Genomic DNA, 23,329 nt, shown 5'->3' on the forward strand with positions numbered 1-23,329 from the left:
TTCCTAGGCTGCCAAAATCCTTCGTAAATAAATTTCATCAGCCATTCGTGCCGAAGCTGACCATGACGCACGAAGTTGTATTGTATAGGTAGAAAATTTTCTTGTTGTTGGTCTTTGAGAAGAGATATAGCGCCATGAATCTTGAAGCCTGCTCTGGGCGATCAGGGGGGATTCGCAAGTTGGTACAGCTTCCCCCGGGGAACGTCGAAACCCCCGGGGTCGGTAAGCGCCAAAAAGAGAGATTTCCATTGATTCCGGTATATTGTTCAAATCGAAGGTAAACTGGATCTTCCTCGATGTAGAAAGTCTGAGCCTGCGCGGCGTGGACCCAAAGTGCACCAATGGTTGTTGCAAGAATGCAGAAGTATTTTTGGAGTTTCATATATCCTCTTGGCTCGTCTTAATTCAAAAGCAGGAGATTTATAATTGTGCCGATGTCTGGGGGGGCTTGCATTTGATAGCTGGCGGCCAACGTTAATCCGGAAAAAGGCTCATAGCCAGTGAGCATAATGTGGTAAGTGCCTGCTGCCGGTGTGGTGAGTGTACAAGTCTCAATATTACCAATGAGATATGGCCTGCAATCGTAAGACGACAGGGTTGGCACTTGGCCCAGTTTGACGTAGAGATCTGAATCTCCCGTGCCGCCGCTGATCTGAATCACGAGATTGATGGCTCCGGCAGGAACCGCCACGGAAAAGTACTGCGTAGAGCCAGCACTGCCAGATAAATTGCTTTGTAGCAGAGGTGTCGATGTGCTGCCACCGGAACTCAGATTGAACTGGGCATTGACGGTCGTGTTTGCGTTGACCGTGAATGAGCACGAACCCGTGCCGGTGCAAGTATCCCCACTCCATCCCGTGAACGTGCTGCCGTTGGCGGGCGTGGCTGTGAGGGTGACGATCGAGCCAGGGGGCAGCGATTCAGTGCATGTGTTGCCGCAATTGAGGGCGCCTCCGGATCTCACCACAGTGCCGCTGCCGGTTCCTACCTTGGCAATGGAGAGAACCCCTTGTGGTGTGGGTACAAAACTGGCCATGACGTTCTTTGCCACATTCATCGTCATGGAGCATGGCCCGTTCCCCGTGCAGTTACCGCTCCATCCCGAGAAGGTGTAGCCCGTTCCCGCTGTAGCTGACAGCATGACAGTAGTCCCTGCCGCGTAACTTTCATTGCAGTCAATTCCGCAGTTAATGCCCGCGGGAGAACTGGTTACGGTGCCGGTGCCGGAAATGCCCACCGCCAAGGGAAAAGTGCCAGATGTATCAAGCGGTAGCTTTGATTGGGCTTGGCTTGACATGACGGCAGGCACGCGATCTGGATTCACACCGTATGGATGACTGGTTCCAAATGTCCAGGCGATATTGCCCATCGAGCCATTCAAAAGATGGCAATAGCTCATGATGGTGCCGTTGCGTTGGCCAGCCCCTCCCCCTGAAATTGATGAGATACCTGGCAGATACCCAAGGCGTCCAGCCCCTCCGAGTGAGATACCACATTGCCCGGTGGCGTCCCCCGAGAAGCAGCAGTCAATGGCGCCCCCATTGTTTGGTGATGGCGCAATGAATGGATTGTCATAGTCATGCGTGTGTGAGCTTCCAAAGGCGTGCCCAATTTCGTGGGCAACCACTACAGAATCCCAGATGACTTGGGGGTTTGAGGGAGTGAAGTTGCCCGAAAGTCCTGCGCTAACCCCATAGGCAATAGTTGGACTGGCCAAACTGCCCACATAGGCTATGCCACCGCCTATGTTTTTGCCGCTCATGAGGTGCACATGGTGTCTGGAAACCGATGCGTTTGCGCCCGAGTTCCAAAAAGCTTGAAGTTCATCGAGCATCTCACCTGTTGTCGTTTTGCTCCACGGGTCTGCTGAGGTTGTACGGATGAGTATCTGTTTGAGGTTGAAGCGCGTGGCAACTTCCGTTTGGTACCTGCTGCTAATGTAGGTGAGAAGGTTTGTGATGTACGTGAAGGTTGCGGCTTCAGATCCAAGCTTTTGATAGAGCTCGTAGTCGCTGTCAATGATGATGTCGGCGCGGCGCGGGCTATCCGCTTTTTCTGCAAGAATTTGAGAAGAGTTTGCCTTGCTCGTTTTTAAAATCTCATCTAAGCGAATATTGCGTTGAATCGGCTCACTTTGAAGAAAAGTGGGTGTTACACCACAAGAAAATTCTCGATTGACAAAATCCTTATGATGATCAACCAGCCGCGACGCGACTTTCCCTCCGCTACTGCCGTGCGCGGGGAGTAGTTCATTCACTATGACATCATTATCTCGGTGAATGATGGTTCGGATTTCGCCATCTGGGGTTATTGTTGCGAAAGCATAACTTTCGGGCTTTCCCTCTAGGCCGCCAATGAAATGGGCGTTACCGGCAAATGGAAATGCGCGGGCCCCTTTTCCATCTACCACCACATACTGGGTATCGCTGCCAACCACCTCGGAGCGGTGAAGCTCAAGATGAACTACTGAAGGATGCTTGTCATCAACTATCAGATTTTCGATGCGCAATGCCTCACCAGGTTTTGTGTTGAGTGCCGCAGTTGTCGTGCCGGCAAGGGGCGGCTGCCCGGGGACGAGTTGCAATACTTTTTGTGCGCGGACCGTTCCCGGAAAAGCGATGGCCGTAAAAATCGATAGAATAATTATCGATTTCCATATTAATTCGCTTGGTTTTTTTATATTTGTCATTTCATTTGTACTGCATCGCTGGGAAAATACAAATTGGCATTGAATATGGGTGGTCTTCGGGTTGATGGCCGGGAGAAACGCACAACTTTGGATGATCTAGGGCGCCTTCCGCTGGCCAATGTCCCATCGAGCCAAGCAAAGCAATGTTGTTGCAACCATGTATTTGGCCACGCTGATCCACGAGTTGAATATGCGTGATGTCCCCACTGCACGCAAATTCATGGACACGGGAACTTCCGAGATCGTAAGACCGGCCCTGCGTACCAATAGCAGGGCCCCGAGGTCTTGGTAGTCCAGCAACGTGGCTTCGCGGGATGCGAGAACCCTCATCGCATGATGGTTGTACAGTCTGAAACCGGAAGTCAAGTCCCGCAAATCAAAACCTGCCAGTTGGCGAAACCATTGCCATGCAAGATGGCGCAAGCGGCTGGCCCGTTCTGGAAAGGCGCCAACGACCAAGTCTGACTGGTTTCTTGCCTGAAGCAGCACGGGGAGTTCATCCACCTCGTGCTGTCCGTCCGCGTCCATGGTGATGACGCCCCGATAGCCTTGCTGCAGGGCATAGCAGATGCCGGCTTGCATGCCGCCCCACGCCCCCATGGGCAGGGCTGGGTTCAACACATGTGCACCTGCGGCGGATGCAATGGCGCCTGTATCGTCGGTACTTTGATCATTGATGACAACGATGTTGTGCCAACCCTCTGCCTTCAGACGCAATAGCAATGCACCTATTGTTGCCGCCTCGTTCCGAGCAGGAATGACGATAAGAATGTCTTTGGGGGGACGGCGGAAATGATCGGCTTCCGGAGCCGCCAGTACGTACTGATCGGCAACAGCCTGCGCGCAAGCATCAATCGAAAAGTATGTTTGCAAGGCAGCTTTCCCTGTTTCACCTTTCAGGGCGCGAAGTGCGGGATCGTTCTGCATCTGCCGAATGGTGGCCTCCCAGTCGGCTACATCTTCAGGACGCGCCTGGAGTCCGGCGCCGGCGGTGGCTACAACCCATGGCATCCCGGAGCCTGGCAGCGCCGACACGATACACGGTCGTGCATAGTGCATCGCCTCAAGCAACACCATGCCAAAGGCTTCGGTACGTTCATGCGAGGCCAGGCAAAACACATCGCAGTCCTGCAGGAGAGCATTCTTCTCTTCGTCGCACACATTGCCCAACAAGCGCACATTCGCTGGCTTGTCAGTGGGCGCAAGCGCGCCAATCAGCGCCTGTAGCTCGCTGCGAAGTTCTCCATCCCCAACGATCAGCAACTCCACGTTCTCCATGCGGGCTGCCGCTTTGATCAGCGTTTTAAAGCCTTTGTAGTACGTGAGCCTTCCAATGGACAGCAAACGAAGCCTATTGGCCTTCCATTGGGAGGGCGTGGGCACCTCGAACGTCAAATTCTCGGTATCCAGGCCCAGGGGAATGACGGAGCATTTGTGGCGCCAAGATTGCAGAGGTTCGCTCGATTCGAGATAAGGTTGCGAAGTAGCGATGACGCGCTTGGCGTGGTCCAGCACAGCCTGCTCGAATGGGCGATATAGCCGGTAGGCAAGTCCTATCGCGCTCTGCATGCGCGAGACCACCACGTCTGAATGCCAGTGCACGACCCACGGTATTCCTCGCGCCGTCCCCAAAGTGAGAACCCAAAGTGCCGAATTGTTTGGCATGTGTAAATGCAGGACATCGGGCTTGTGCTTGGCAATGGACCTTGCCAAGGCCGAACGAAACCCGATTGCTATCGGCGCATAGACAAGTTGTAACTGCACAGGTACCCGTGTAATCCACGGCGGATCGTTTGGCTCGGGAGTTCCGTGCACCAGCGCGGCTGCATCAATTCCTGCGGCGCGCTGTGCCTTGATGAGGTCGGCCAGGAAAACTTCCATGCCCCCCCGATGGGGTGGATAAAACTTGCCGATGTGCAGGACACGCAGAGCCACAACGTGTCACGCCTTATTTTTTCTTGGGGGTCGCGAATACTTCCCGCATCTGAGGATATTGCGGATGCTTCGGGTCCAATTTGATGGCTTGGTCCAAGTCGTCCAAGCTTTCCTTTTGATGACCCGCACGGTGGTGTGCTACGGCACGTCCGTAGTATGCGGCCGCGCTGGGGTTGCTTGCAATGAGTTGATTGAACACTTCAATAGCGGCTCCGGTTTCGCCTTTTCCTACCTGCGCCATTCCCAATCCAAGCAGAAGTCGGGGGTCATTGGGCGCGGTTTGAAGTAGAACATGGAAGCCTTTGATAGCTTCATCATAAAGCTCCGCTGCCATGGCGGTCTCGATCTGGCGCACGCGCACCGTGGGCAGGATGCTTGCCTGTTCAGGGTCCTTCTCTGCCATGTCCAGCGCCGTACTGAAGCTCTCAAATGCAGGCGCCAGCTGTCCAAGCGCCGCTTGGGATTCGCCACGATGGTAGTACAGGGATACTTCTGCATACCCCTGGGCTTCGGCGGTGGCGAAAGCACGGAGCGCTTCTGTATGGTTCTTCTTGAGTTGGAGGATCACGCCCGTATTGAACAGCGTGCTATTCCCCAGCTCTCCCTGGTCGCCAAGGGCTTTTGCAACAGACAGATTTCTTTCCGCTGGATCGACCATCTTTTTGCCAAGGTAATACGCTCCCAGATTCAGAAAGGGGCGACTGCGGCCCACTGCGCTGGGGGGCGCCTTGAGGTTGATTTTCTCCGCGGCATCCGTCCAGGCAGTCACCTCGTCACGCAACGACAGATTGCGCTCCAGCGCCAGTGCAGCAAACAACAAACCGAGTACGGCGCCGAGTGCATAGATGGTACGGGGCCTGAAGCCCGTGAGTGCTATCGCCAGCAATCCAGCAAGCGCCACACCCCAAAGATAGCTGCGATACAGCACAAGTGGATCCTGTACCCAGACGGTGGCGAACTCCGTGGCAAACCACAACAGTGGAAAAAGGAGGAGCAGCGCCGCAAGGCTCAGTGCGCCCGTGCGCCGCAGCAGCAACCAGGCGGAGCCGCAGAGCAGTGCCACATAGCCCAAGGCTCCCACAATATGCCAGGATGAGGCGAAGCCCAACGGAAATGCCGGGCGCAAATCGATGGACATCCATCCAACATAAGGCACCACCCACAGCAGGCCGTAGGCAAAGAAAAGTGCAGCCTGGTTGAGGATGCTCAAGGGGAACATCTGCTGCGAAATTCCAGGCCGCAGCGTCTCAAGCTGCTGGGCGAAGGCCACGGACTGCGCATCAAAGAGCTGGCCTATCAGCTCGCCGCGAAAGCGCAGGAGCGCGGCAGTAGCCAAGGCCAGCAGCAAGAGCGTGGCCCCCATCGCCATGGCGATGTTTTTGAGGCTGGGGCGGCGAACATGGACATACAGTGCCATGCCCACGGCGACGGTCATGACCGCATGCTCTTTGGACAGCAAGGCCAGCAAGTAGCTGGCCAATGCGCCCACATACCAGACCACTCGCTGTGTTTCCAAAGCGCGCACAAACGCCCAGCACGCGAGCACCGAGAACAGCGTTGCCATGAGGATTGATCGCTGTACCAGGTAGCCCACCGCGTAGACGGCTACCGGATTGAGCGCAAACAAAGCGATGCCCACGCGCAATGCGGCGTCTTGGGATGATGCGAAGTGAGCCTGTTCCTCGATGTCCTGCGGGAAGCGGGTATGGGCCATCAGCGACTTGAAGAGCGCGTACATCGCAGCCACCACACCCAGGTGCAACGCCATATTGACCAGCCGCTGCTTCCACCAGCCGCTGCCCACGAGCTGGTCGACCCAGACGAAACTGCCATACGACACCATGCGCTGCTTGATCTCCAGCAGGTTGCCGTACCTGCCGAAGATGGAACCATCCGTGAGCCGCATGTCATCAAACAGCAATTCGTTGTGGAGTCCAGGCACGTAGACGCCCAGCACGGCCAACAACAAAATCAGAGCGTAAAGATAGGGTGCTTTGCCGTGTGCAGCCATGAGGGCGAGTGGGGGATGTGGGCTGCGCGCCTGCAAGAAAACGGTACAGCGAAGGCAGTGTAGCAGACCAAAAATACGCGGCGAACCGTGAAAAAGCCCACAAAACAACTGCCTGCGGCGTTGCATATGCCGCACATACATTCGCTTTCTGTGGTGTTGATTTGTTACATGCGCACCTCGCCCGCGGACCACGGCACCCGTCATTCCCGGGCACTGTGGGCCAGCATCAATTCCAGGTTCTGAACCGCGGCCCCTGAAGCCCCTTTGCCCAGGTTGTCGAACACCGCGGTCAGAAGCACCTGTCCATGGCGGTCGTTGGCGAAGACCCCCAACTGCAGCTGGTTGGTGCCGTTGAGGGCCTGCGGGTCCAGATGCTCGGCCGCCTCGGCCTGGGCAAGGTCCATGACGTCGACATGCGCCGCGCCAGCGAAGTGGCGCGCGAGGCAGGCGTGCAAGTGCCTGCCCGTCGTGCCCGCAGGCAGCTGCCGCAGCAAGAGGGGAATGGTGAGCGCAATGCCCTGGCGAAAAGAGCCATAGGCGGGCAGGAAGAACGGGCGCTCAGACAGGCCTGCGTGCAGGGCGATCTCGGGCGTGTGCTTGTGTTCCAGCCGCAGGCCGTAGATCTGGAAGGCCGGCGCGTTGGCGGTGTGGGGGCCTTCATGCTCCTCCACGCGCGCCCGGCCGCCACCTGAATAGCCAGAGACTGCGTGGATGGTGATGGGGTGGTCCGCAGGCAGCAGGCCCGCCTGTACCAGAGGCCGCAGCAGGGCGACGGCACCGGTGGGATAGCAGCCGGGATTGCTCACGCGCCGGGCGCGGGCGATTCGCGCGGCCTGCTCTTTGTCCATTTCGGGAAATCCGTAGACCCAGCCGGGGGCGGTGCGGTGCGCGGAACTCGCATCGATCACGCGGACCGCGGGGTTGACGACGGCGGCGGCCGCTTCCCGCGCCGGGGCATCCGGCAGGCAGAGGATCGCGACGTCGCAGCTGTTGATGGCCTCGGTCCGCCGGGCCGCGTCCTTGCGCTCGCCCTCGGGCAGCGTCAGCAGGCGCAGGTCTGTGCGATGGCGCAGGCGGTCGTGGATCTGCAGCCCGGTGGTGCCCTGGTCGCCATCGATGAAAACAAGGGGAGCGCTCATGGGGTGTTCCTGGTGTGTGAATGTTGGTACGGAATCTTCAACGGAGGCATAGAATTTGAAAAGTTGAATTTCACAAACATCAGCATCAGTTTTACTGAACGTCATGCGCGAACTCAATCTGGACCGTCTGCGCACGCTGGTCACCATTGCCGACCTCGGCTCGTTCGCCGAGGCCGCCCGCGTGTTGCACCTTGCCGCGCCCACGGTCAGCCTGCATGTCGCCGACCTGGAGGCGCAGATAGGCGCGCCCCTGCTCGTGCGCAAGCGTGGCGAAGTGAAACCCTCCGGCGTGGGCGAATCCCTGGTCGAGAGGGCGCGCCGCCTGCTGGCGGATGCCGAGGAGGCGCTGGACGTCGTGCAGCGGCAGGTCCAGGGCCTGTCGGGCCGCGTGCGGCTGGGTGCCTCCACCGGTGTCATTGCGCACCTGCTGCCCCGGGCGCTGGAGGTGGTCGGGCAGCATCACCCCGGCATTGACGTGCAGGTGGCTGTGCTCACTTCGCAGGAGACCATGGCGCGCTTGGCCAACGGCTCGCTGGATGTGGGCCTTGTCGCGCTCCCGCAGGGCGCCGTGCAAGGTGTCAAGGTGCTGCCGTGGCGGCGTGACCCGGTGATGGCGTTTGTTCCGGCCGCATGGCCCGCACCCCGGCGTGCGACGCCGCAGTGGCTGGCGAGCCAGCCGCTGATCCTCAACGACGTGGGCACCAGCCTGTCGCGCCTGGCCAGCGAGTGGCTCGCCCTGGCGGGCAGGCATCCCAAGGCGCGCATCCAGCTCAACTACAACGATGCCATCAAGAGCCTGGTGGCGGCGGGTTATGGGGCCACCCTGTTACCGCACGAGGCGTCCGCGGCCGTGCCACTGGACCCGCGCATCCGCATGCTGGCGCTGCGCCCCGCACTGTGGCGGCCACTGGGCATCGCGCACCGGGCGGGGGCGGTGGAGCGGGCGACCCAGCATGTGCTGGACGTGCTGTGGCAGCAGCGGCAGGCGTGAAGGCGCAACGAAGGCGTGTGGGCGGCCTGGGGAGCATTGGCGTCGCGGCGCGCCGGCAAGAACCCCTACCGAGAAGATCTGCCGGTGGCGCCCGCCTCTGCATGGCCTCGTGCTACGGATTGAGTAGCGGTTTGGGGGCCCTGGCGGCGTTCTTCACGGTGCACGCCTTCGGGGCCCTGGCGGCGTCAGGCCACGGCATCCGGCGCAAGCGCGCTCAGCACCATGCGCACGATCAACGCTTCGGCGTTTTCATAGTCGCGTTCGGTCAGTGACGGCTTGCCCAGCAACAAGGCGAATTGCGCTTCCTGTTCCGCATAGGCCTGCGTCACGGACCAGATGATGAACATCAGATGGGTGAAGTTCACCTTGGCGATGCGGCCTTCGCGCGCCCAGCGCTCGAAAGTGCGCACCTCGGTCTTGAGCAGCGGGCCGACGCGCTCGCGGATGGCCTTGCCATAGCGTGGTGCACCGGCAATCACCTCTTTGGTGAATACCTTGGCTCCCTGGGGGTGCACGCGCGAGTATTGAAGCTTGGCGCGGATGTAGCGGCGCAGGGCCTGCTGGGGATCTTCGCTGTGCGAAAGGTCCTCCATGCCGGCCAGCCACTGGGTGAGCACGTCGTCCAGCACACGCTGGTACAGCGCTTCCTTGCTCGGAAAGTAGTACAGCAGGTTGTGGCGGCTGATGCCGATGGCGGCCGCTATGTTCTCCAGCGAGGCGCCTTCGAAGCCGAATTGCGCGAAGTGGTTCTCGGCCTCCGCCAGGATGCCCTGCTCCTTGAGCAGGCGGGATGCCGTGGGCGCGCGGGTGGCGGCCGTGTCGTCGGGGGCGGGGGATCTCGGTGCCTTGGCCCGCGGGGGCGCGGCGGGATCTGGAGGGGACTGGCGGGCGTCTGTCATCGCACCATTGTGGAACAAGCGAGGCCTCGAAGACTGGCAATTGGCTGGCATGGCGCTTGCTCTAGGGATTTTACCAATTGGTAAATTTTTACGGGTTGGTAAATTTACCCACATCGCAGGGCACCGCGGCAAATAAAGCGGCGGGCACCTGCACCCCACAGCGAGGACCACGATGAAACCTCCGAAGTTCGCGGGCGCAAGCATTCTGGCTTGCGCTGCGTTGGCTGGCACGCGGCATGCCCGCCACAGGTGCCACAAAGCCCCAGGGCGCGGGGCGGCCCGTGCCGCGCATGCCTGGATCTCCACCCCGAACCTTCCGGAGCAAGACTGATGGACACACCCGCAAGCCGTGCCTGCGGCATACATGCCGCGCGCCTGAACCTGGCCGACTACGCCCGCAACTTCAGCGACGCGCACCCGCCGCTCACCCGCCCGCAGGCGCTGATCGAAGCCGAACGCTGCTACTACTGCCACGACGCTCCGTGCGCCACGGCATGCCCCACGGGCATCGACATCCCGTCCTTCATCCATCGCATCGCGCAGGACAACAACCGGGGCGCGGCCCGCGCCATCCTGCAGGCCAACCCGCTGGGCGGCATGTGCGCCCGCGTGTGCCCCACCGAGGTGCTGTGCGAGCAGGCCTGCGTGCGCAACACCAACGAGGACAAGCCGGTGGAGATCGGCTCGCTGCAGCGCTACGCCACCGACGCATTCTTTGCCAGCCCGGGCGCACCGTTGTTCCAGCGCGCAGCCTCCACCGGCTGCCGCGTGGCGGTGGTGGGCGCAGGGCCGGCTGGCCTGGCATGTGCCCACGGCTTGGCCGTGCGCGGCCATGACGTGGTGCTGTTCGAGGCGCGCCCCAAGCTGGGCGGCCTGAATGAATACGGCCTGGCCAGCTACAAGACGACCCACAACTTCGCGCAGAAGGAAGTGGAGTGGCTGCTGTCCATCGGCGGTATCGAGGTGCGCACGGGCCAGCAGCTGGGCCGTGACATCACGCTCGACAGCCTGCTGGGCGGCTACGATGCGGTGTTCTTGGGCCTGGGCCTGCAGGGCGTGAACGCGCTGGGCGTGGCTGAGCCCACGGCCACCGGCCTGCGCAATGCGGTGGACTTCATCGCCGAGCTGCGCCAGAGCACCGATCTCTCGACCCTGCCCGTGGGCCGCCGCGTGGTGGTGATCGGCGGCGGCATGACGGCAGTGGATGCCGCCGTGCAGTCGCGCAAGCTGGGCGCCGAAGAAGTGACCATCGTCTACCGTCGCGGCGCAGAGGCCATGTCGGCGTCCGCTGTGGAGCAGCAGTGGGCGCAGACGAATGGTGTGACCATCCGCCACTGGGCTGCACCGAAAGAGGTGCTGAGCGAAGGCGGTGTTGTCAAGGGCGTGCGTTTTGCCGCCACGGCGCTGAGTGGCGGCAACTTGGTGGAAACCGGCGAGACCTTCATGCTGGAGGCCGACATGGTGCTCAAGGCCATCGGCCAGACCTTTGTGGCCGAGCCGGTGGGTGCCTCCATCGCGCTGGAAGCCGGGCGCATTGTGACGGACCTGGAGGGCCGCACCAGTCTGGCGCGCGTCTGGGCCGGAGGCGACTGCCGCGTGGGTGGCCGCGACCTCACGGTGGAGGCGGTGGAGCACGGCAAGGTCGCCGCTGTCTCCATGCATCAAGCGCTGAGCGTGCCCGTGGCACTCGTGGCCTGACGTCGTCAACTGCAACTCACGGGAGCACCCCATGGCAGACATTCGCAGCAATTTTCTGGGCATCCAAAGCCCCAACCCCTTCTGGCTGGCCTCCGCACCGCCCACCGACAAAGAGATCAACGTCACCCGCGCCTTCGAGGCGGGCTGGGGCGGCGTGGTCTGGAAGACGCTGGGCGAAGACCCGGCCGTGGTCAACGTCAACGGCCCGCGCTACTCCACGCTGATGTCGCAAGACCGCCGCGTGATCGGCCTGAACAACATCGAGCTCATCACCGACCGGCCGCTGCACACCAACCTGGAAGAGATCAAGCGCGTCAAACGCAACTGGCCCGACCGCGCCATGATCGTCTCGCTCATGGTGCCTTGCGAGGAGCAGAGCTGGAAGAGCATTTTGCCGCTCGTCGAGGACACCGGCGCCGACGGCATCGAGCTCAACTTCGGCTGCCCGCACGGCATGAGCGAGCGCGGCATGGGCGCCGCCGTGGGCCAGGTGCCCGAGTACATCCAGATGGTCACGGCCTGGTGCAAGCACTACAGCCGCCTGCCCGTCATCGTGAAGCTCACCCCCAACATCACCGACGTGCGGCACCCGGCGCGCGCCGCCAAGGCGGGCGGGGCGGACGCGGTGTCGCTCATCAACACCATCAACTCCGTGATGGGCGTGGACCTGGACCGCATGGTGATGAGCCCCAGCACCGACGGCTGGGGCTCGCACGGGGGCTATTGCGGCCCGGCCGTCAAGCCCATCGCGCTGAACATGGTGGCAGAGATCGCGCGCGACGCGCAGACCGCCGGCCTGCCCATCAGCGGCATTGGCGGCATCACCACCTGGCGCGACGCGGCCGAATACATCGCCCTGGGCTGCGGCACGGTGCAGGTGTGCACGGCGGCCATGGTCTACGGTTTCAAGATCGTGCAGGACATGTGCGACGGGCTGTCGAACTTCATGGATGAGCACGGCTACGCCACGCTCGACGACTTCAAGGGCCAGGCCGTGCCCACCGTCAAGGACTGGAAGAACCTCAACCTCAACCACATTGAGAAAGCCGTCATCAACCAGGATGCCTGCATCCAGTGCGGCCGCTGCCATGTGGTGTGCGAAGACACCTCGCACCAGGCCATCACCTTCACCAAGGACGGTGGCGTGCGCAAGTTCGAGATCAACGAGGCCGAATGCGTGGGCTGCAACCTGTGCGTGTCGATCTGCCCCGTGCCTGAGTGCATCACCATGCGCGCGCTGGAGCCCGGCGAGGTGGATGTGCGCACGGGCAAGACGGTCACCGGTGAATACGCCAACTGGACGACGCACCCCAACAACCCGCAGCGCGTGCCGGCGGCGGCATGACGCTGGAGGCGCCCGATGTGGTGCGCGTTCGCAACGCGTGCTGCGCTGCATCTGGTGCGGTCCTTGCGTGATCTATAGCATCGCTCGCTTCCTTTGGCCCGCATCTGAATGCACCGGGGCGCCGGACCAGACAGCGGGTTGTGTGCAACCCCAATGAGGTCTTTGACAGGAGTACAGGCATGACGAACAGTACCGGTGGCGCTGCCCATGTGGCGGGGCTGATGCCCGGCGCAGCATCCAACACGCTGGCCAACGAAGATTTGCTCCCCACCACCGCCGCGCAGCGGCACTGGACCTGGAAGGACTTTGCCGCGCTCTGGGTGGGCATGGTGGTCTGCGTGCCCACCTACACCATGGCCAGCTCCATGCTGGACCAGGGCTTCTCCTGGCAAATGGCCGTGTGGCTGGTGTTCCTGGCCAACTGCATCGTGCTGGTGCCCATGGTGCTCATCGGGCGCGTGGGCCCCAAGTACGGCGTGCCGTTTCCGGTGCTCGCCCGCGCATCGTTCGGCGTGAAGGGCGCCAACCTGCCCGCCGTGCTGCGCGGCCTGGTGGCCTGCGGCTGGTTCTCCATCAACTGCTACTTTGGTGCGCTGGCGCTGCATGGCTTCCTGAACATCGTGGGCATGAACCTCGCGGGGCCGGCCGATGGCCAGACCATCAGCACCTCGCAGTTCATGTGTTTCCTCGCCTTCTGGGCGGTGCACATCTGGTTCATCTGGCGAGGGCCGGAATCCATCCGCAAGCTGGAGGTGATCGCCGCGCCGCTGATGATCGCCGCCTCCATCCTGCTGGTGGTGGTGCTCATGGTGCGGGTGCCCTCGGGCCAGCTCTTCAACCTGCCCGCCAAGGTGGTGGAAGGCGGGCCCAAGACCTGGGCCGCGCTCACCGGGCTGGTGGGCTTCTGGGCCACGCTGGCGCTCAACATTCCGGACTTCACGCGTTTCGCCAGATCGCAGAAGGACCAGGTCCTGGGCCAGGCCATCGGCCTGCCGATTCCCATGGCGCTGTTCTCGATGGTGGGCGTCATCGGCTTTTCCGCGTCGGCCATCCTGTACGGCAAGGCCCAGCTGTTCCCCGACGGCCTGTTGACCCAGATGGGCAGCGTGGCGGCCGGCCTGGGCCTGCTGGTGATCCTGCTGGCCAACCTGACCACCAACGTGGCCGCCAACCTGGTGTCGCCTTCCTATGATTTCAGCCAGTGCGCGCCTACCAGGATCAGCTTTCGCATGGGCGGCATCATCGCCGCGCTGATCGGGCTCGTGTTCATGCCCTGGAAGATCCTGGCCACATCAGGCGGCTACCTCTTCACCTGGCTGGGCGGCTACGGCACGCTGCTGGGCGCGATCGCGGGCATCCTGCTGGTGGACTACTACCTGGTGCGCAAGAGCGAGCTGAAGGTGGACGACCTGTACCGCCGCGGCGGCGAGTACGAATACAGCAACGGCTGGAACCTGCATGCGCTCATGGCCTTCTTCCTGGGCGTGCTGCCGTGCCTGCCGGGCTATCTGGCGGTGTCGGGCGTGGTGGACAAGGCCAGCATGCCCGCCATCTGGCTCACCCTGTTCGATTCGGGCTGGTTCTTCAGCCTGGCCGTGGCCGGCACCTACTACTACCTGACCGCGAAGAAAAAGCAATGACCTCCGGCCCTGCCTGGGCCTGGTGCCAGCGCAGGGCCTCTTTTTGATCTGCATCCCTGAAGGAGATCCCCATGACCCAAGCCCTTGTGATCCGCGGTGGAACCGTGGTCAATGCCGACCGCGAGCAGCCGGCCGATGTGCTGTGCGTGGACGGCCGCATCGTGGCCGTGGGCGAGAGCGTGGCGGCGCAGGCCCCCGCGGGCGCACAGACCCTGGACGCCAGCGGCCAGTACGTGCTGCCTGGCGGGATCGATCCGCACACGCACATGCAATTGCCGTTCATGGGCACCGTCACCATGGACGACTTCTTCACCGGCACGGCCGCGGGCCTGGCCGGGGGCACCACGAGCATCATCGACTTCGTGATTCCCGACCCGCAGGAGCCCATCCTCGACGCCTACCGCAAGTGGCGCGGCTGGGCCGAGAAGTCGGCTGCCGACTATTCCTTCCATGTCGCCATCACCTGGTGGAGCGAGCAGGTGCGCGCCGACATGGGCACCCTGGTGCAGCAGGAAGGCGTGAACAGCTTCAAGCACTTCATGGCCTACAAGAACGCCATCATGTGCGACGACGAAACCCTGGTGAACAGCTTCAAGCGCGCGCTGGAGCTGGGCGCCATGCCCACGGTGCATGCCGAAAACGGCGAGCTGGTGTACCTGCTGCAGCAGGAGGTCGCCAAGATGGGCATCACCGGCCCCGAGGGTCACCCGCTCTCGCGCCCGCCCATGGTCGAGGCCGAGGCCGCCAACCGCGCCATCGCCATTGCCGACGTGCTGGGCGTGCCCATCTACGTGGTGCATGTGAGCTGCATGGAGTCGGCCGACGCCATCGCCCGCGCCCGCGCGCGCGGCCAGCGTGTGTACGGCGAGGTGCTGGCGGGGCACCTGCTGGTGGACGACAGCGTGTACCGCGACCCGGACTTCGCCAAGGCCGCCGCCTATGTGATGAGCCCGCCCTTTCGCCCCAAGGTCCACCAGGAGGCGCTGTGGCGCGGCCTGCAGTCGGGCCAGCTGCACACCACCGCCACGGACCACTGCACCTTCTGCGCCGCGCAGAAGGCGGCAGGCAAGGACAACTTCGCCAAGATCCCCAACGGCACGGGCGGGGTGGAAGAGCGCATGGCCGCCATCTGGGATGCGGGCGTGAACACCGGGCGCCTCACGCCCTCCGAGTTCGTGGCCATCACCTCGGCCAACTGCGCCAAGCTGTTCAACATCTACCCGCGCAAGGGCTTCATCGGCGAGGGTGCCGACGCCGACCTGGTGCTGTGGGACCCTGAAGGCACCAAGACCTTCTCGGCCAAGACGCAGTTCAGCAAGGGCGACTTCAACATCTTCGAGGGCCGCACCGTGCGTGGCATCCCGAGCCACACCATCAGCCAGGGCCGCGTGGTGTTCGCCAACGGCGACCTGCGGGCCGAACAGGGCAAGGGCCGCTACATCAAGCGCCCCGCGTTCGGCGCCAACTTCCAGGCCGTGCAAAAGCGCGCGCAGGACCTGGCGCCTACCGCTGTCGCACGTTGATGGACTCGCTGACCGATTCAATGCCTCTGGAGAACACCATGGACACCAAAGTCAAACCCGATATCGAGAACCTGCGCATCAACGGCCAGCGCCTGTGGGATTCGCTCATGGAGCTGGCGCAGATCGGCGCCACCCCCAAGGGCGGCGTGTGCCGCCTCACCCTCACCGACCTGGACAAGCAGGGCCGCGATCTCGTCACCCGCTGGGCGCGCGAGGCGGGCATGACGGTGACCATCGACAAGATCGGCAACGGCTTCATGCGCCGCCCCGGGCGCAACAACAGCCTGCCGCCCATCATGACCGGCAGCCACATCGACACCCAGCCCACGGGCGGCAAGTTCGACGGCAACTACGGCGTGCTGGCGGGCATCGAGGTGGTGCGCACGCTCAACGACCACGGCATCGAGACCGAGGCGCCCATCGAAGTCGCGTTCTGGACCAACGAGGAGGGCAGCCGCTTCGTGCCCGTGATGATGGGCTCGGGCGTGTTCGCCAAGGCCTTCACGCTGGAACACGCCTACGCCGCCACCGACACCGAGGGCAAGACCGTGAAGGGCGAGCTGGAACGCATCGGCTACATCGGCGACCAGGAACCCGGCGACCACCCCATCGGTGCCTACTTCGAAACCCACATCGAGCAAGGTCCGGTGCTGGAAGACAACGACAAGACCATCGGCGTGGTCAGCGGCGTGCTGGGCATCCGCTGGTTCGACTGCACCGTGACCGGCATGGAAGCCCACGCCGGCCCCACCCCCATGGCGCTGCGCAAGGATGCGATGCTGGCCGCCACGCGCATCATGCAGGACGTGGTGGCGGCAGCCCACCGCCACCCGCCGCACGGACGCGGCACCGTGGGCATGGTGCAGGTGTTCCCGAACAGCCGCAACGTGATCCCCGGGCGGGTCAAGTTCAGCATCGACCTGCGCAACAGCACCGACGAACTCGTGGACCAGATGGCCGCCGAGGTGAAGGCCCTGGCCGGGCAGGTGGCCCAGGAACACGGCGTGCAGGTGCACATCGAGATGGTGTCCAGCTACCCGGCCCAGGCCTTCCACGAGAACTGCGTGGAGGCCGTGGGCCGCGCGGCCGCCAAGCTCGGTTACAGCCACATGCCCGCTGTCTCGGGCGCGGGGCACGATGCCGTGTACATGGCCAAGCTGGCGCCCAGCGGCATGATCTTCATCCCGTGCAAGGACGGGATCAGCCACAACGAGATCGAGGATGCCAAGCCCGAGCACATCACGGCGGGGTGCAACGTGCTGCTGCATGCCATGCTCGAGCGGGCGGGGACTTGATGCTATCTGAATGATAGCTGTCAGCGCTTGATGGACAAGCGCCGGCAGCAGTTCTTGCCCGAAATGCGGCCCTGCGCCGTCAGTGCAGTTCCGTCAGCCCCAGGAAGTGGTCCAGCATGTGGAAGTGGTCTTCAAAGAACTCCTCTTCCAGGCCCGCCAGCTGGCCGATGGGCGTCCACTGCACCAGCATCGCATCGTCATCGGCCTGCACCACGGGAAAGGGCGCGTCCCCCAGATCGAAGTAGTGCGCATGCGTGAGCGTGCGCCCGCGCTGGCTGCGGTCGGGGTGGTCGAACACGGCCACCGACTGCAGGGCGGCGCGCATGGTGGCCTCGGGCAGGTGGCAGTGGGTTTCTTCCACCAGTTCGCGCAGGCACGACTGCCACACGGTCTCGCGCTGTTCGATGAAACCGCCGGGCACCGCCAGCTGGCCCTTGCCGGGGGCGTGGGCGCGGCGTATCAGCAGCACATGGTCGCGGCAGCGCAGCACGGCGTCCACCGTCACGAACACGGGCGGATAGGGCGCGGCCGCCCAGGCCTGGCGGTAGCCGCGCAGCATCCGCCACTCCTGCTGCAGCGCCAGGTAGTGCGGGGTCTGCGCGAACTGGACCAGCGTGGCCAGGGTGCTGGGGGGCATCTGGTTGGCCAGGGGGGCGAGGGCGGAGGGAACGGTGTCGGGGCTCGCACCAAACCAGGCGTCACGGATGGCCGTGGCGTCGATGGGGCCCTGGCGCTCCACATGGATGAGCTCCCAGCCGGGGAACGCGCTCAGGTAGCCGCTGGTGGCGTCCTTGAAGTGGCCCACCAGCCCGGTGCGCGCATTCGGTGCGGTCAAACGCGCCACACCCTGGCGCACGGCCTGCACCCACACGGCCTCGTTGTAGTAGTCGCGCATGGGCAGCACCTGCACGCGGCTGCGGTCGGCCTCGGGCAGCGCCATCAGCAGCATGGCTTCGCGCTCCTGCCAGGTGAAGGGGTTCTTGGGCGAGCGCGCCTGCCAGGCCGAGCCCACCACCACGATGACCTGCTGCGCGCTGTCGAGCGCGCGCCGCAGCAGCGCGATGTGGCCGTTGTGCACGGGTTCAAAACGCCCGATGTAGATGGCGGTATCGAGCATGTGTCTCCATTGCTGGGTTGTATTTTTGAGGTTTTTTGGCCGCTGGCGCTTGTCCATCAAGCGCCAGCAGCTATCTTTTTTGTAGTGATTTTATCTGATCGATGGTTCATGCATACCGTGCCGCAATCGGCATCTGCCGCCCGCTGCCAAAGGCCCGGGCCCGCACGCGCACGATGGGCGGGGCCTGGCGGCGTTTGTATTCGTTGCGCGCCACCATCATGCGCACGCGCTGCACCAGCGCGCGGCCGGCTTCTTCCTGCTGCAGCTGCGCCACGAAGGCCTGCGCGGCCGCATGCTCGGCGCTCGACAGGCGGTCGCCCTCGATCAGCAGCTTGAGCACTTCGTCCAGCACCGGGTAGGGTGGCAGGCTGTCCACGTCGCGCTGGCCGGGCGCCAGCTCGGCGGACGGTTCCTTGTCGATGATGGCCTGCGGAATCAGCTCGCGCCCGGCGTGTTCGTTGACATGGCGCGCAAGCGCGAACACCTCGGTCTTGTACAGGTCGCCGATCAGGCCCAGCCCGCCGTTGGTGTCGCCATACAGCGTGCAGTAGCCCACCGAGATTTCCGACTTGTTGCCGGTGGTGAGCAGCAGGTGGCCGAAGGCGTTGGAATACTCCATCAGCACCGTGCCACGGATGCGCGCCTGCAAATTTTCAAGCGGCAGGCCCGCCAGCGGCGGGCCAAAGCTGGCCTCGAACTGCCGCGCGTAGCCCGCCACCAGATCGGCGATCGGGTGCGTGAAGAGCTGCACGCCCAGGTTGCGGCACAGCGCCACCGAGTCATCGACCGAGCCGCTGCTGGAATAGCGCGAGGGCATGGTGATGCCCACCACGTTCCCGGGTCCCAGCGCCTCGGCCGCCAGCGCGAGGGTGAGCGCGCTGTCGATGCCGCCCGAGCTGCCCACCACCACCTGCGTGAAGCCGCAGCGCCGCGCGTAGTCCGAAAGGCCCAGCACGATCTGCTGGCGGTAGAAATCCATCGTGGGCAGGCCCTGCTCCGGCACGGGCGCGGGGCGTGCGCCTTCCGCCGTGAAGAAGCTTCCGCCCTCGAATCGGAGCGTGCGCACGTCCTCCACGAAGCGTGGCGCCTCGAAGACGATGCCGGCCTCGGGCTCGGCGGCGAACGAGGCGCCGTCATACACCACCTGGTCGTGCCCGCCCACCTGGTTCACATACAGGATGGGCAGGCCGTGCCGGCGCGAGGAGCCGCCAAAGATCTGGTGGCGCTGTTCGCGCTTGCCGATGTGGCTGGGGCTGGCATTGATGCTCACCACCAGGTCGGGTGCCGCGTCGCGCATGCGCTCGAAGGGGTTCGTCGCGTAGTCGGCGCCGTGGTCGTTCCAGCCGTCCTCGCAGACCAGCAGGCCCACCTGGGCGTTGCCGATGCGCAGCACCTTGGCCACGTCGGGCCCCGGCTCGAAATGGCGGCGCTCGTCAAAGATGTTGTAGGTGGGCAGCAGCTGCTTGGCGTATTGCAGGCGCACGGTGCCGCCCTGCAGCACCAGCAGGCTGTTGTGCAGCCGCTTGCCGGGGCCGCGCGCGGGCGTGGGCGCACCCACCACCCAGTGCAGTTGCGGCAGCCCGGCGGAGGCCTGCTGCAGCGCGGCCAGGCCGGCCTCGATGCGCTGCTGGAAGGTGCTTTCCTCCAGCATGTCGCCGGGGTAGTAGCCGCACAGCGACAGTTCGCTGAACACGATGAGGTCGGCCTGTTCGCGCGCCGCCTGCTGCGCGGCGGCCACCATGCGGGCCACGTTGCCCTCGATGTCGCCGACGGTGAAGTTGAGCTGGGCGATGGTGATGCGGAGCATGGTGTCATTCCTCCTAAGGTTCGATTTCGTCGGCAGCCGCCGACACGGGCGCAGCCCATGCCAGGGACGCCGAGCAAGGGCCGCCCCGCAGTGAGGGCGTCGTCTCCCCGGAGGAAGGCGCGAAGCGACTCAGGGGGCTTCTTATGCAATGCTGAAGACCTGGCGCAGGTATGCCAAGTATGTTTCATCGTCGCACAGCGTCTTGCCGGGCGTGTCCGAGAGCTTGGCCACGGGCTGGCCGTTGGCGTGCGTGAGCTTCATCACGATGTTGAGGGGCTTGTGGTCTGCGCCCATGTCGTTGGTGAGGTTCGTGCCAATGCCAAACCCGAGCTGCGTGCGGTCGCCAAAGTGGCGGTACAGCATGAGGGCGCGCTCCAGGTCGAGGCCGTCGGAGAACACGAGCCGCTTGGTGTGCGCGTCGATGCGCAGCCTGGCATAGTGCGCCAGCGCCTTTTCGCCCCAGGCCACCGGGTCGCCCGAGTCGTGGCGCAGGCCGTCGAACAGCTTGGCGAAGTACAGGTCGAAGTCGGCCAGGAAGGCGTCCATGCCCACCGTGTCGGTCAGCGCGATGCCCAGGTCGCCCCGGTACTCCTGCACCCAGTCCTCCAGCGCGGCCTTTTGAAAGTCGCGCAGCCGCACGCCCAGCGCCTGGTAGCTTTGCAGGTATTCGTGCGCCATGGTGCCGATGGGCACCAGGTTCAGGTCGCGCGCCAGCAGCACGTTGCTGGTGCCCTTGAACCACTGGGGTGTCTGCTCTGCAAATGTCTTGACCACCTCGCGCTGCCAGTCGCCGCTGTAGCGGCGGCGCAGGCCGAAGTCGAACAGCTCGAAGGGGTGGCGCAAGGTGGCTTGCCGGGCCAGGTCCTGCAACCGCTGTACCTTGGCGGCCAGGCGCTCGCGCCCGCTGGCCAGCGCTGCGGCCGCGTCGAAGCGGCGAAAGTACAGTTGGTTCACGATGGCCAGCACGAAGATCTCGAAGCCCATCACATGCACCTGGGGGCCGCGGGCCACGATGGTCAGCGTGTCGCCCTCGGCCCGCGCCTCGATGAAGTTGCGCTGGAACTGGAAGAGGCGCAGGAAGTCGACGAAGTCGCTCTTGATGAAGCGCAGGCCGCCGAGGTAGTCGAGCTCGCCCTTGGTAAAGCGCAGCGAGCACAGGTGGTCCAGCTCGGCGTTCACCTGCGGCAGCAGCTCGGCCAGCGGGTACAGGGGCTGGTTGCGGCACACGAAGCGGTATTCGCTTTGTGTTTGCGGATGGCGGTGCAGCAGGGCCTGCCACATGGTGAACTTGTACAGGTCGGTGTCGAGCAGGCTGGTGATGATGCGGGTCATGATGATGCTCCTGTTTTTATAGCTTGTCGCTTGTTCAGCAAGCGCTAGAGGCCGATTTCCGTGCTGGTGGCCAGCTGCACCCCTTGCGCGCGCATGGCGTCGAGGAAGGCCTGGTGTTGCGCCTCGAAGCCGCCCACGGGGCTCATGCAGTCGGTCAGCAGCACGATGTGGCCGGGCCGGGCGCCCGCCGCCTGCAGGCGGGGCAGGTGCTGCACGATGTGTTCGGTGGTGGCGCGCACGCAGTGGCTGCTGGCCTCGCCGGCGATGAAGAGCAGGTCGGCGGTGTCGAGCGCCGCGAGCAGGCGGGTGTTGAGGGCGGTGTCCGGGTCGGCGGCATCGACCACCTCGGCCTGGATCGCGCTGTAGTGCTCGGTCCAGGGGTTGGTGCCCTTGAACACGTGGTGCACCGCGCGCTGTAGCTGCAGCTGCCAGTCGCCGCAGGCGGCCAGCACGTCGGCATGCACGCCGTGGCCCCAGCTGCCGATCTCGCAGTGCACCGGCCAGACCATGAGCGTGTAGCGGCCCTGGGCTTCCAGCGCATCCAGGTAGGCCAGCGTGCGGGGCAGTGCGGCGGCGCTGCGGGGGGTGAAGGCGCCGCTGCGCACCTGGGCCGCCGTGATGGGCGTGAAGGGCGCGACGGCCGACCCGTCGGCCTGCTGCCAGAAGCCGGGGTGGGCGATGTCGAAGCGCTGGTGCGAATCGAGCGTCACCGTGATGGCGTCGAGCCGCCCCGCCTGCGCGCGGATGAAGGCGGCCGCGCGCTGCAGGTCGGCGTGGGCGCCAGCCACGGGCAGGCTGGGCATCGTGCGGGTGCCGTCCGGCTGGCGGGGTTGCCAATCGGCCGGCAGGTCGCAGAAGTCGTTTTGCGGGTCGATCACCAGCAGCTGGATATTGCGGGCCATGGGCTTCTCCTTCGGTATGGGAACAGTGTAGGTTTGTTAGGTTAATAATGCAACTAACTAATGTGAAACCTCATGTTTCCGCTGTGCGCCAGCGGCCAGCACGCAAGCGCTTGGGGTTTGCGCCGCCCGGTGGTAGCCTCGTTCGTATATCTCTGCAATGAACCATGTGCCTTCCCCCATGAACGACGACAGCGCCTGTGCCGTGATCTGCACCGTGGATGTGGTGCTGCTGACCCTGGAAGAGGGGGTGCTGAAGGTGGCCCTGGTGCGCCGGGAGCACGCGCCGTTCGCCCAGGCGCTGGCGCTTCCGGGCGGTTACATCCACGCTCAGGACGATGTGGACGCCCAGGCCGCCGCCGCCCGCGTGCTGCGTGCCAAGGCGGGCCTGGAGAGTCCCTATCTGGAGCAGCTGGCCACCTTCTCGGGCGCGGTGCGGGACCCGCGGGGCTGGTCCCTGGCGGTGGCGTACTGTGCGCTGGTCCCGCCCGGGACGCTGGCCCAGGCGGAGGGCCGTGTGCAGCTGGTGGCCGTGGACGGCGGCCTGCCGCCGTTGCCGTTCGACCACCGCCAGATCGTCGATGCCGCCGTGTTGCGCGTGCGCAGCAAGAGCCAGTATTCGTCCATGCCCGTGCACCTGTGCGCCGAGCCCTTCACGCTGCCGCAGCTGCAGGCGGTCTACGAAGCCGTGCTGGGCGAGGCGATCAACAAGGTGAGCTTTCGCCGCAAGATGGACGAGCTCGCGATGCTGGAGGCACTGCCCGGTGCCCTGCAGACCGGCGGCGCCCACCGGCCCGCGCAGCTGTACCGGGTGCGTCACGCCTACCGGCGCAGCCTGTCGCTGAGCGCACGGGGGCTGTAGCGCCCTGGCGGCGGCGCGCACGCACGCACGAACGAACGAAAAAGTTGGACCGCGCCGGGGAAATCTGGCACAAACGCAAACTTTGTGTCCCACGAAGGGTGGGTGCGCGCCGGCGGGCCGGGAGGGCCGCCGCCGCACCGCCAACAA

General features: G+C 64.0%; 17 protein-coding genes. 7 read left to right on the plus strand and 10 right to left on the minus strand.

Annotated elements, in window-relative coordinates; genetic code table 11:
- Positions 1–37: 37 nt before the first annotated feature.
- The 5 genes from AC3RCE_RS05180 to argC form a co-directional block, all read right to left on the minus strand.
- Positions 38–382: a hypothetical protein gene (locus AC3RCE_RS05180; protein WP_218293385.1), complete on the minus strand. Its 345-nt coding sequence runs from the start codon at positions 380–382 to the stop codon at positions 38–40.
- Positions 383–400: 18 nt separating this feature from the next.
- Positions 401–2,689, minus strand: a complete 2,289-nt coding sequence (locus AC3RCE_RS05185; protein ID WP_492254673.1) for an InlB B-repeat-containing protein — start codon at positions 2,687–2,689, stop codon at positions 401–403.
- A 96-nt stretch (positions 2,690–2,785) separates the two neighbouring features.
- On the minus strand, positions 2,786–4,570 hold the full coding sequence (locus AC3RCE_RS05190) for a glycosyltransferase (RefSeq protein ID WP_492254674.1): 1,785 nt from the start codon (positions 4,568–4,570) through the stop codon (positions 2,786–2,788).
- A 67-nt stretch (positions 4,571–4,637) separates the two neighbouring features.
- Entirely contained in the window at positions 4,638–6,635 is a 1,998-nt protein-coding gene (locus tag AC3RCE_RS05195) for a tetratricopeptide repeat protein (protein ID WP_492254675.1), read from the minus strand.
- Positions 6,636–6,835: 200 nt separating this feature from the next.
- Entirely contained in the window at positions 6,836–7,774 is a 939-nt protein-coding gene (argC, locus tag AC3RCE_RS05200; RefSeq protein WP_492254676.1) for an N-acetyl-gamma-glutamyl-phosphate reductase, read from the minus strand.
- Positions 7,775–7,877: 103 nt separating this feature from the next.
- Here argC and AC3RCE_RS05205 point away from each other — a divergent pair, with 103 nt between their 5' ends.
- On the plus strand, positions 7,878–8,765 hold the full coding sequence (locus tag AC3RCE_RS05205; RefSeq protein ID WP_218293389.1) for a LysR family transcriptional regulator: 888 nt from the start codon (positions 7,878–7,880) through the stop codon (positions 8,763–8,765).
- Positions 8,766–8,950: 185 nt separating this feature from the next.
- Here the strand turns inward: AC3RCE_RS05205 and AC3RCE_RS05210 are convergent, their stop codons facing one another.
- Positions 8,951–9,664 (minus strand): TetR family transcriptional regulator C-terminal domain-containing protein, encoded by a 714-nt coding sequence (locus AC3RCE_RS05210; protein WP_492244405.1) that lies wholly within the window; start codon positions 9,662–9,664, stop codon positions 8,951–8,953.
- Between the two features lie 330 nt (positions 9,665–9,994).
- Here AC3RCE_RS05210 and AC3RCE_RS05215 point away from each other — a divergent pair, with 330 nt between their 5' ends.
- The 5 genes from AC3RCE_RS05215 to AC3RCE_RS05235 all read left to right on the plus strand — a co-directional run bounded on the left by AC3RCE_RS05215 (position 9,995) and on the right by AC3RCE_RS05235 (position 17,165).
- Positions 9,995–11,362, plus strand: coding sequence for an NAD(P)-dependent oxidoreductase (locus tag AC3RCE_RS05215; RefSeq protein ID WP_492254677.1), 1,368 nt, complete (start codon positions 9,995–9,997; stop codon positions 11,360–11,362).
- 31 nt (positions 11,363–11,393) lie between these two features.
- Entirely contained in the window at positions 11,394–12,707 is a 1,314-nt protein-coding gene (preA, locus tag AC3RCE_RS05220) for an NAD-dependent dihydropyrimidine dehydrogenase subunit PreA (RefSeq protein ID WP_218340365.1), read from the plus strand.
- Between the two features lie 179 nt (positions 12,708–12,886).
- The gene (locus AC3RCE_RS05225) at positions 12,887–14,347 is read left to right on the plus strand and encodes an NCS1 family nucleobase:cation symporter-1 (RefSeq protein ID WP_218293393.1); all 1,461 of its coding nucleotides are present in this window, start codon (positions 12,887–12,889) and stop codon (positions 14,345–14,347) included.
- Positions 14,348–14,418: 71 nt separating this feature from the next.
- On the plus strand, positions 14,419–15,870 hold the full coding sequence (gene hydA, locus AC3RCE_RS05230; protein WP_218340363.1) for a dihydropyrimidinase: 1,452 nt from the start codon (positions 14,419–14,421) through the stop codon (positions 15,868–15,870).
- Between the two features lie 38 nt (positions 15,871–15,908).
- Positions 15,909–17,165 (plus strand): Zn-dependent hydrolase, encoded by a 1,257-nt coding sequence (locus tag AC3RCE_RS05235; RefSeq protein WP_492254678.1) that lies wholly within the window; start codon positions 15,909–15,911, stop codon positions 17,163–17,165.
- 79 nt (positions 17,166–17,244) lie between these two features.
- Here AC3RCE_RS05235 and AC3RCE_RS05240 read toward each other — a convergent pair whose 3' ends face one another.
- The 4 genes from AC3RCE_RS05240 to AC3RCE_RS05255 all read right to left on the minus strand — a co-directional run bounded on the left by AC3RCE_RS05240 (position 17,245) and on the right by AC3RCE_RS05255 (position 22,323).
- On the minus strand, positions 17,245–18,282 hold the full coding sequence (locus AC3RCE_RS05240) for a bifunctional nicotinamide-nucleotide adenylyltransferase/Nudix hydroxylase (protein ID WP_218293396.1): 1,038 nt from the start codon (positions 18,280–18,282) through the stop codon (positions 17,245–17,247).
- A gap of 106 nt (positions 18,283–18,388) precedes the next feature.
- Positions 18,389–20,089, minus strand: a complete 1,701-nt coding sequence (locus AC3RCE_RS05245) for an NAD+ synthase (protein ID WP_492244407.1) — start codon at positions 20,087–20,089, stop codon at positions 18,389–18,391.
- 141 nt (positions 20,090–20,230) lie between these two features.
- The gene (gene pncB / locus AC3RCE_RS05250) at positions 20,231–21,421 is read right to left on the minus strand and encodes a nicotinate phosphoribosyltransferase (RefSeq protein WP_492244408.1); all 1,191 of its coding nucleotides are present in this window, start codon (positions 21,419–21,421) and stop codon (positions 20,231–20,233) included.
- Between the two features lie 44 nt (positions 21,422–21,465).
- Positions 21,466–22,323, minus strand: coding sequence for a cysteine hydrolase family protein (locus AC3RCE_RS05255; protein WP_492244409.1), 858 nt, complete (start codon positions 22,321–22,323; stop codon positions 21,466–21,468).
- 157 nt (positions 22,324–22,480) lie between these two features.
- On the opposite strand from AC3RCE_RS05255, the gene AC3RCE_RS05260 reads away from it, so the two are divergent.
- Positions 22,481–23,182, plus strand: a complete 702-nt coding sequence (locus AC3RCE_RS05260) for an NUDIX hydrolase (protein ID WP_370628114.1) — start codon at positions 22,481–22,483, stop codon at positions 23,180–23,182.
- Positions 23,183–23,329 lie beyond the last annotated feature (147 nt).

This window comes from Acidovorax sp. GW823-FHT05D11, assembly GCF_058795695.1.

Bases quoted from the DNA above. Each gene is read 5' to 3' on its own strand.
- AC3RCE_RS05180 (WP_218293385.1), bottom strand. From the start codon at position 382: ATGAAACTCCAAAAATACTTCTGCATTCTTGCAACAACCATTGGTGCA.
- AC3RCE_RS05185 (WP_492254673.1), bottom strand. From the start codon at position 2,689: ATGACAAATATAAAAAAACCAAGCGAATTAATATGGAAATCGATAATT.
- AC3RCE_RS05190 (WP_492254674.1), bottom strand. From the start codon at position 4,570: ATGGAAGTTTTCCTGGCCGACCTCATCAAGGCACAGCGCGCCGCAGGA.
- AC3RCE_RS05195 (WP_492254675.1), bottom strand. From the start codon at position 6,635: ATGGCTGCACACGGCAAAGCACCCTATCTTTACGCTCTGATTTTGTTG.
- argC (WP_492254676.1), bottom strand. From the start codon at position 7,774: ATGAGCGCTCCCCTTGTTTTCATCGATGGCGACCAGGGCACCACCGGG.
- AC3RCE_RS05205 (WP_218293389.1), top strand. From the start codon at position 7,878: ATGCGCGAACTCAATCTGGACCGTCTGCGCACGCTGGTCACCATTGCC.
- AC3RCE_RS05210 (WP_492244405.1), bottom strand. From the start codon at position 9,664: ATGACAGACGCCCGCCAGTCCCCTCCAGATCCCGCCGCGCCCCCGCGG.
- AC3RCE_RS05215 (WP_492254677.1), top strand. From the start codon at position 9,995: ATGGACACACCCGCAAGCCGTGCCTGCGGCATACATGCCGCGCGCCTG.
- preA (WP_218340365.1), top strand. From the start codon at position 11,394: ATGGCAGACATTCGCAGCAATTTTCTGGGCATCCAAAGCCCCAACCCC.
- AC3RCE_RS05225 (WP_218293393.1), top strand. From the start codon at position 12,887: ATGACGAACAGTACCGGTGGCGCTGCCCATGTGGCGGGGCTGATGCCC.
- hydA (WP_218340363.1), top strand. From the start codon at position 14,419: ATGACCCAAGCCCTTGTGATCCGCGGTGGAACCGTGGTCAATGCCGAC.
- AC3RCE_RS05235 (WP_492254678.1), top strand. From the start codon at position 15,909: ATGGACACCAAAGTCAAACCCGATATCGAGAACCTGCGCATCAACGGC.
- AC3RCE_RS05240 (WP_218293396.1), bottom strand. From the start codon at position 18,282: ATGCTCGATACCGCCATCTACATCGGGCGTTTTGAACCCGTGCACAAC.
- AC3RCE_RS05245 (WP_492244407.1), bottom strand. From the start codon at position 20,089: ATGCTCCGCATCACCATCGCCCAGCTCAACTTCACCGTCGGCGACATC.
- pncB (WP_492244408.1), bottom strand. From the start codon at position 21,421: ATGACCCGCATCATCACCAGCCTGCTCGACACCGACCTGTACAAGTTC.
- AC3RCE_RS05255 (WP_492244409.1), bottom strand. From the start codon at position 22,323: ATGGCCCGCAATATCCAGCTGCTGGTGATCGACCCGCAAAACGACTTC.
- AC3RCE_RS05260 (WP_370628114.1), top strand. From the start codon at position 22,481: ATGAACCATGTGCCTTCCCCCATGAACGACGACAGCGCCTGTGCCGTG.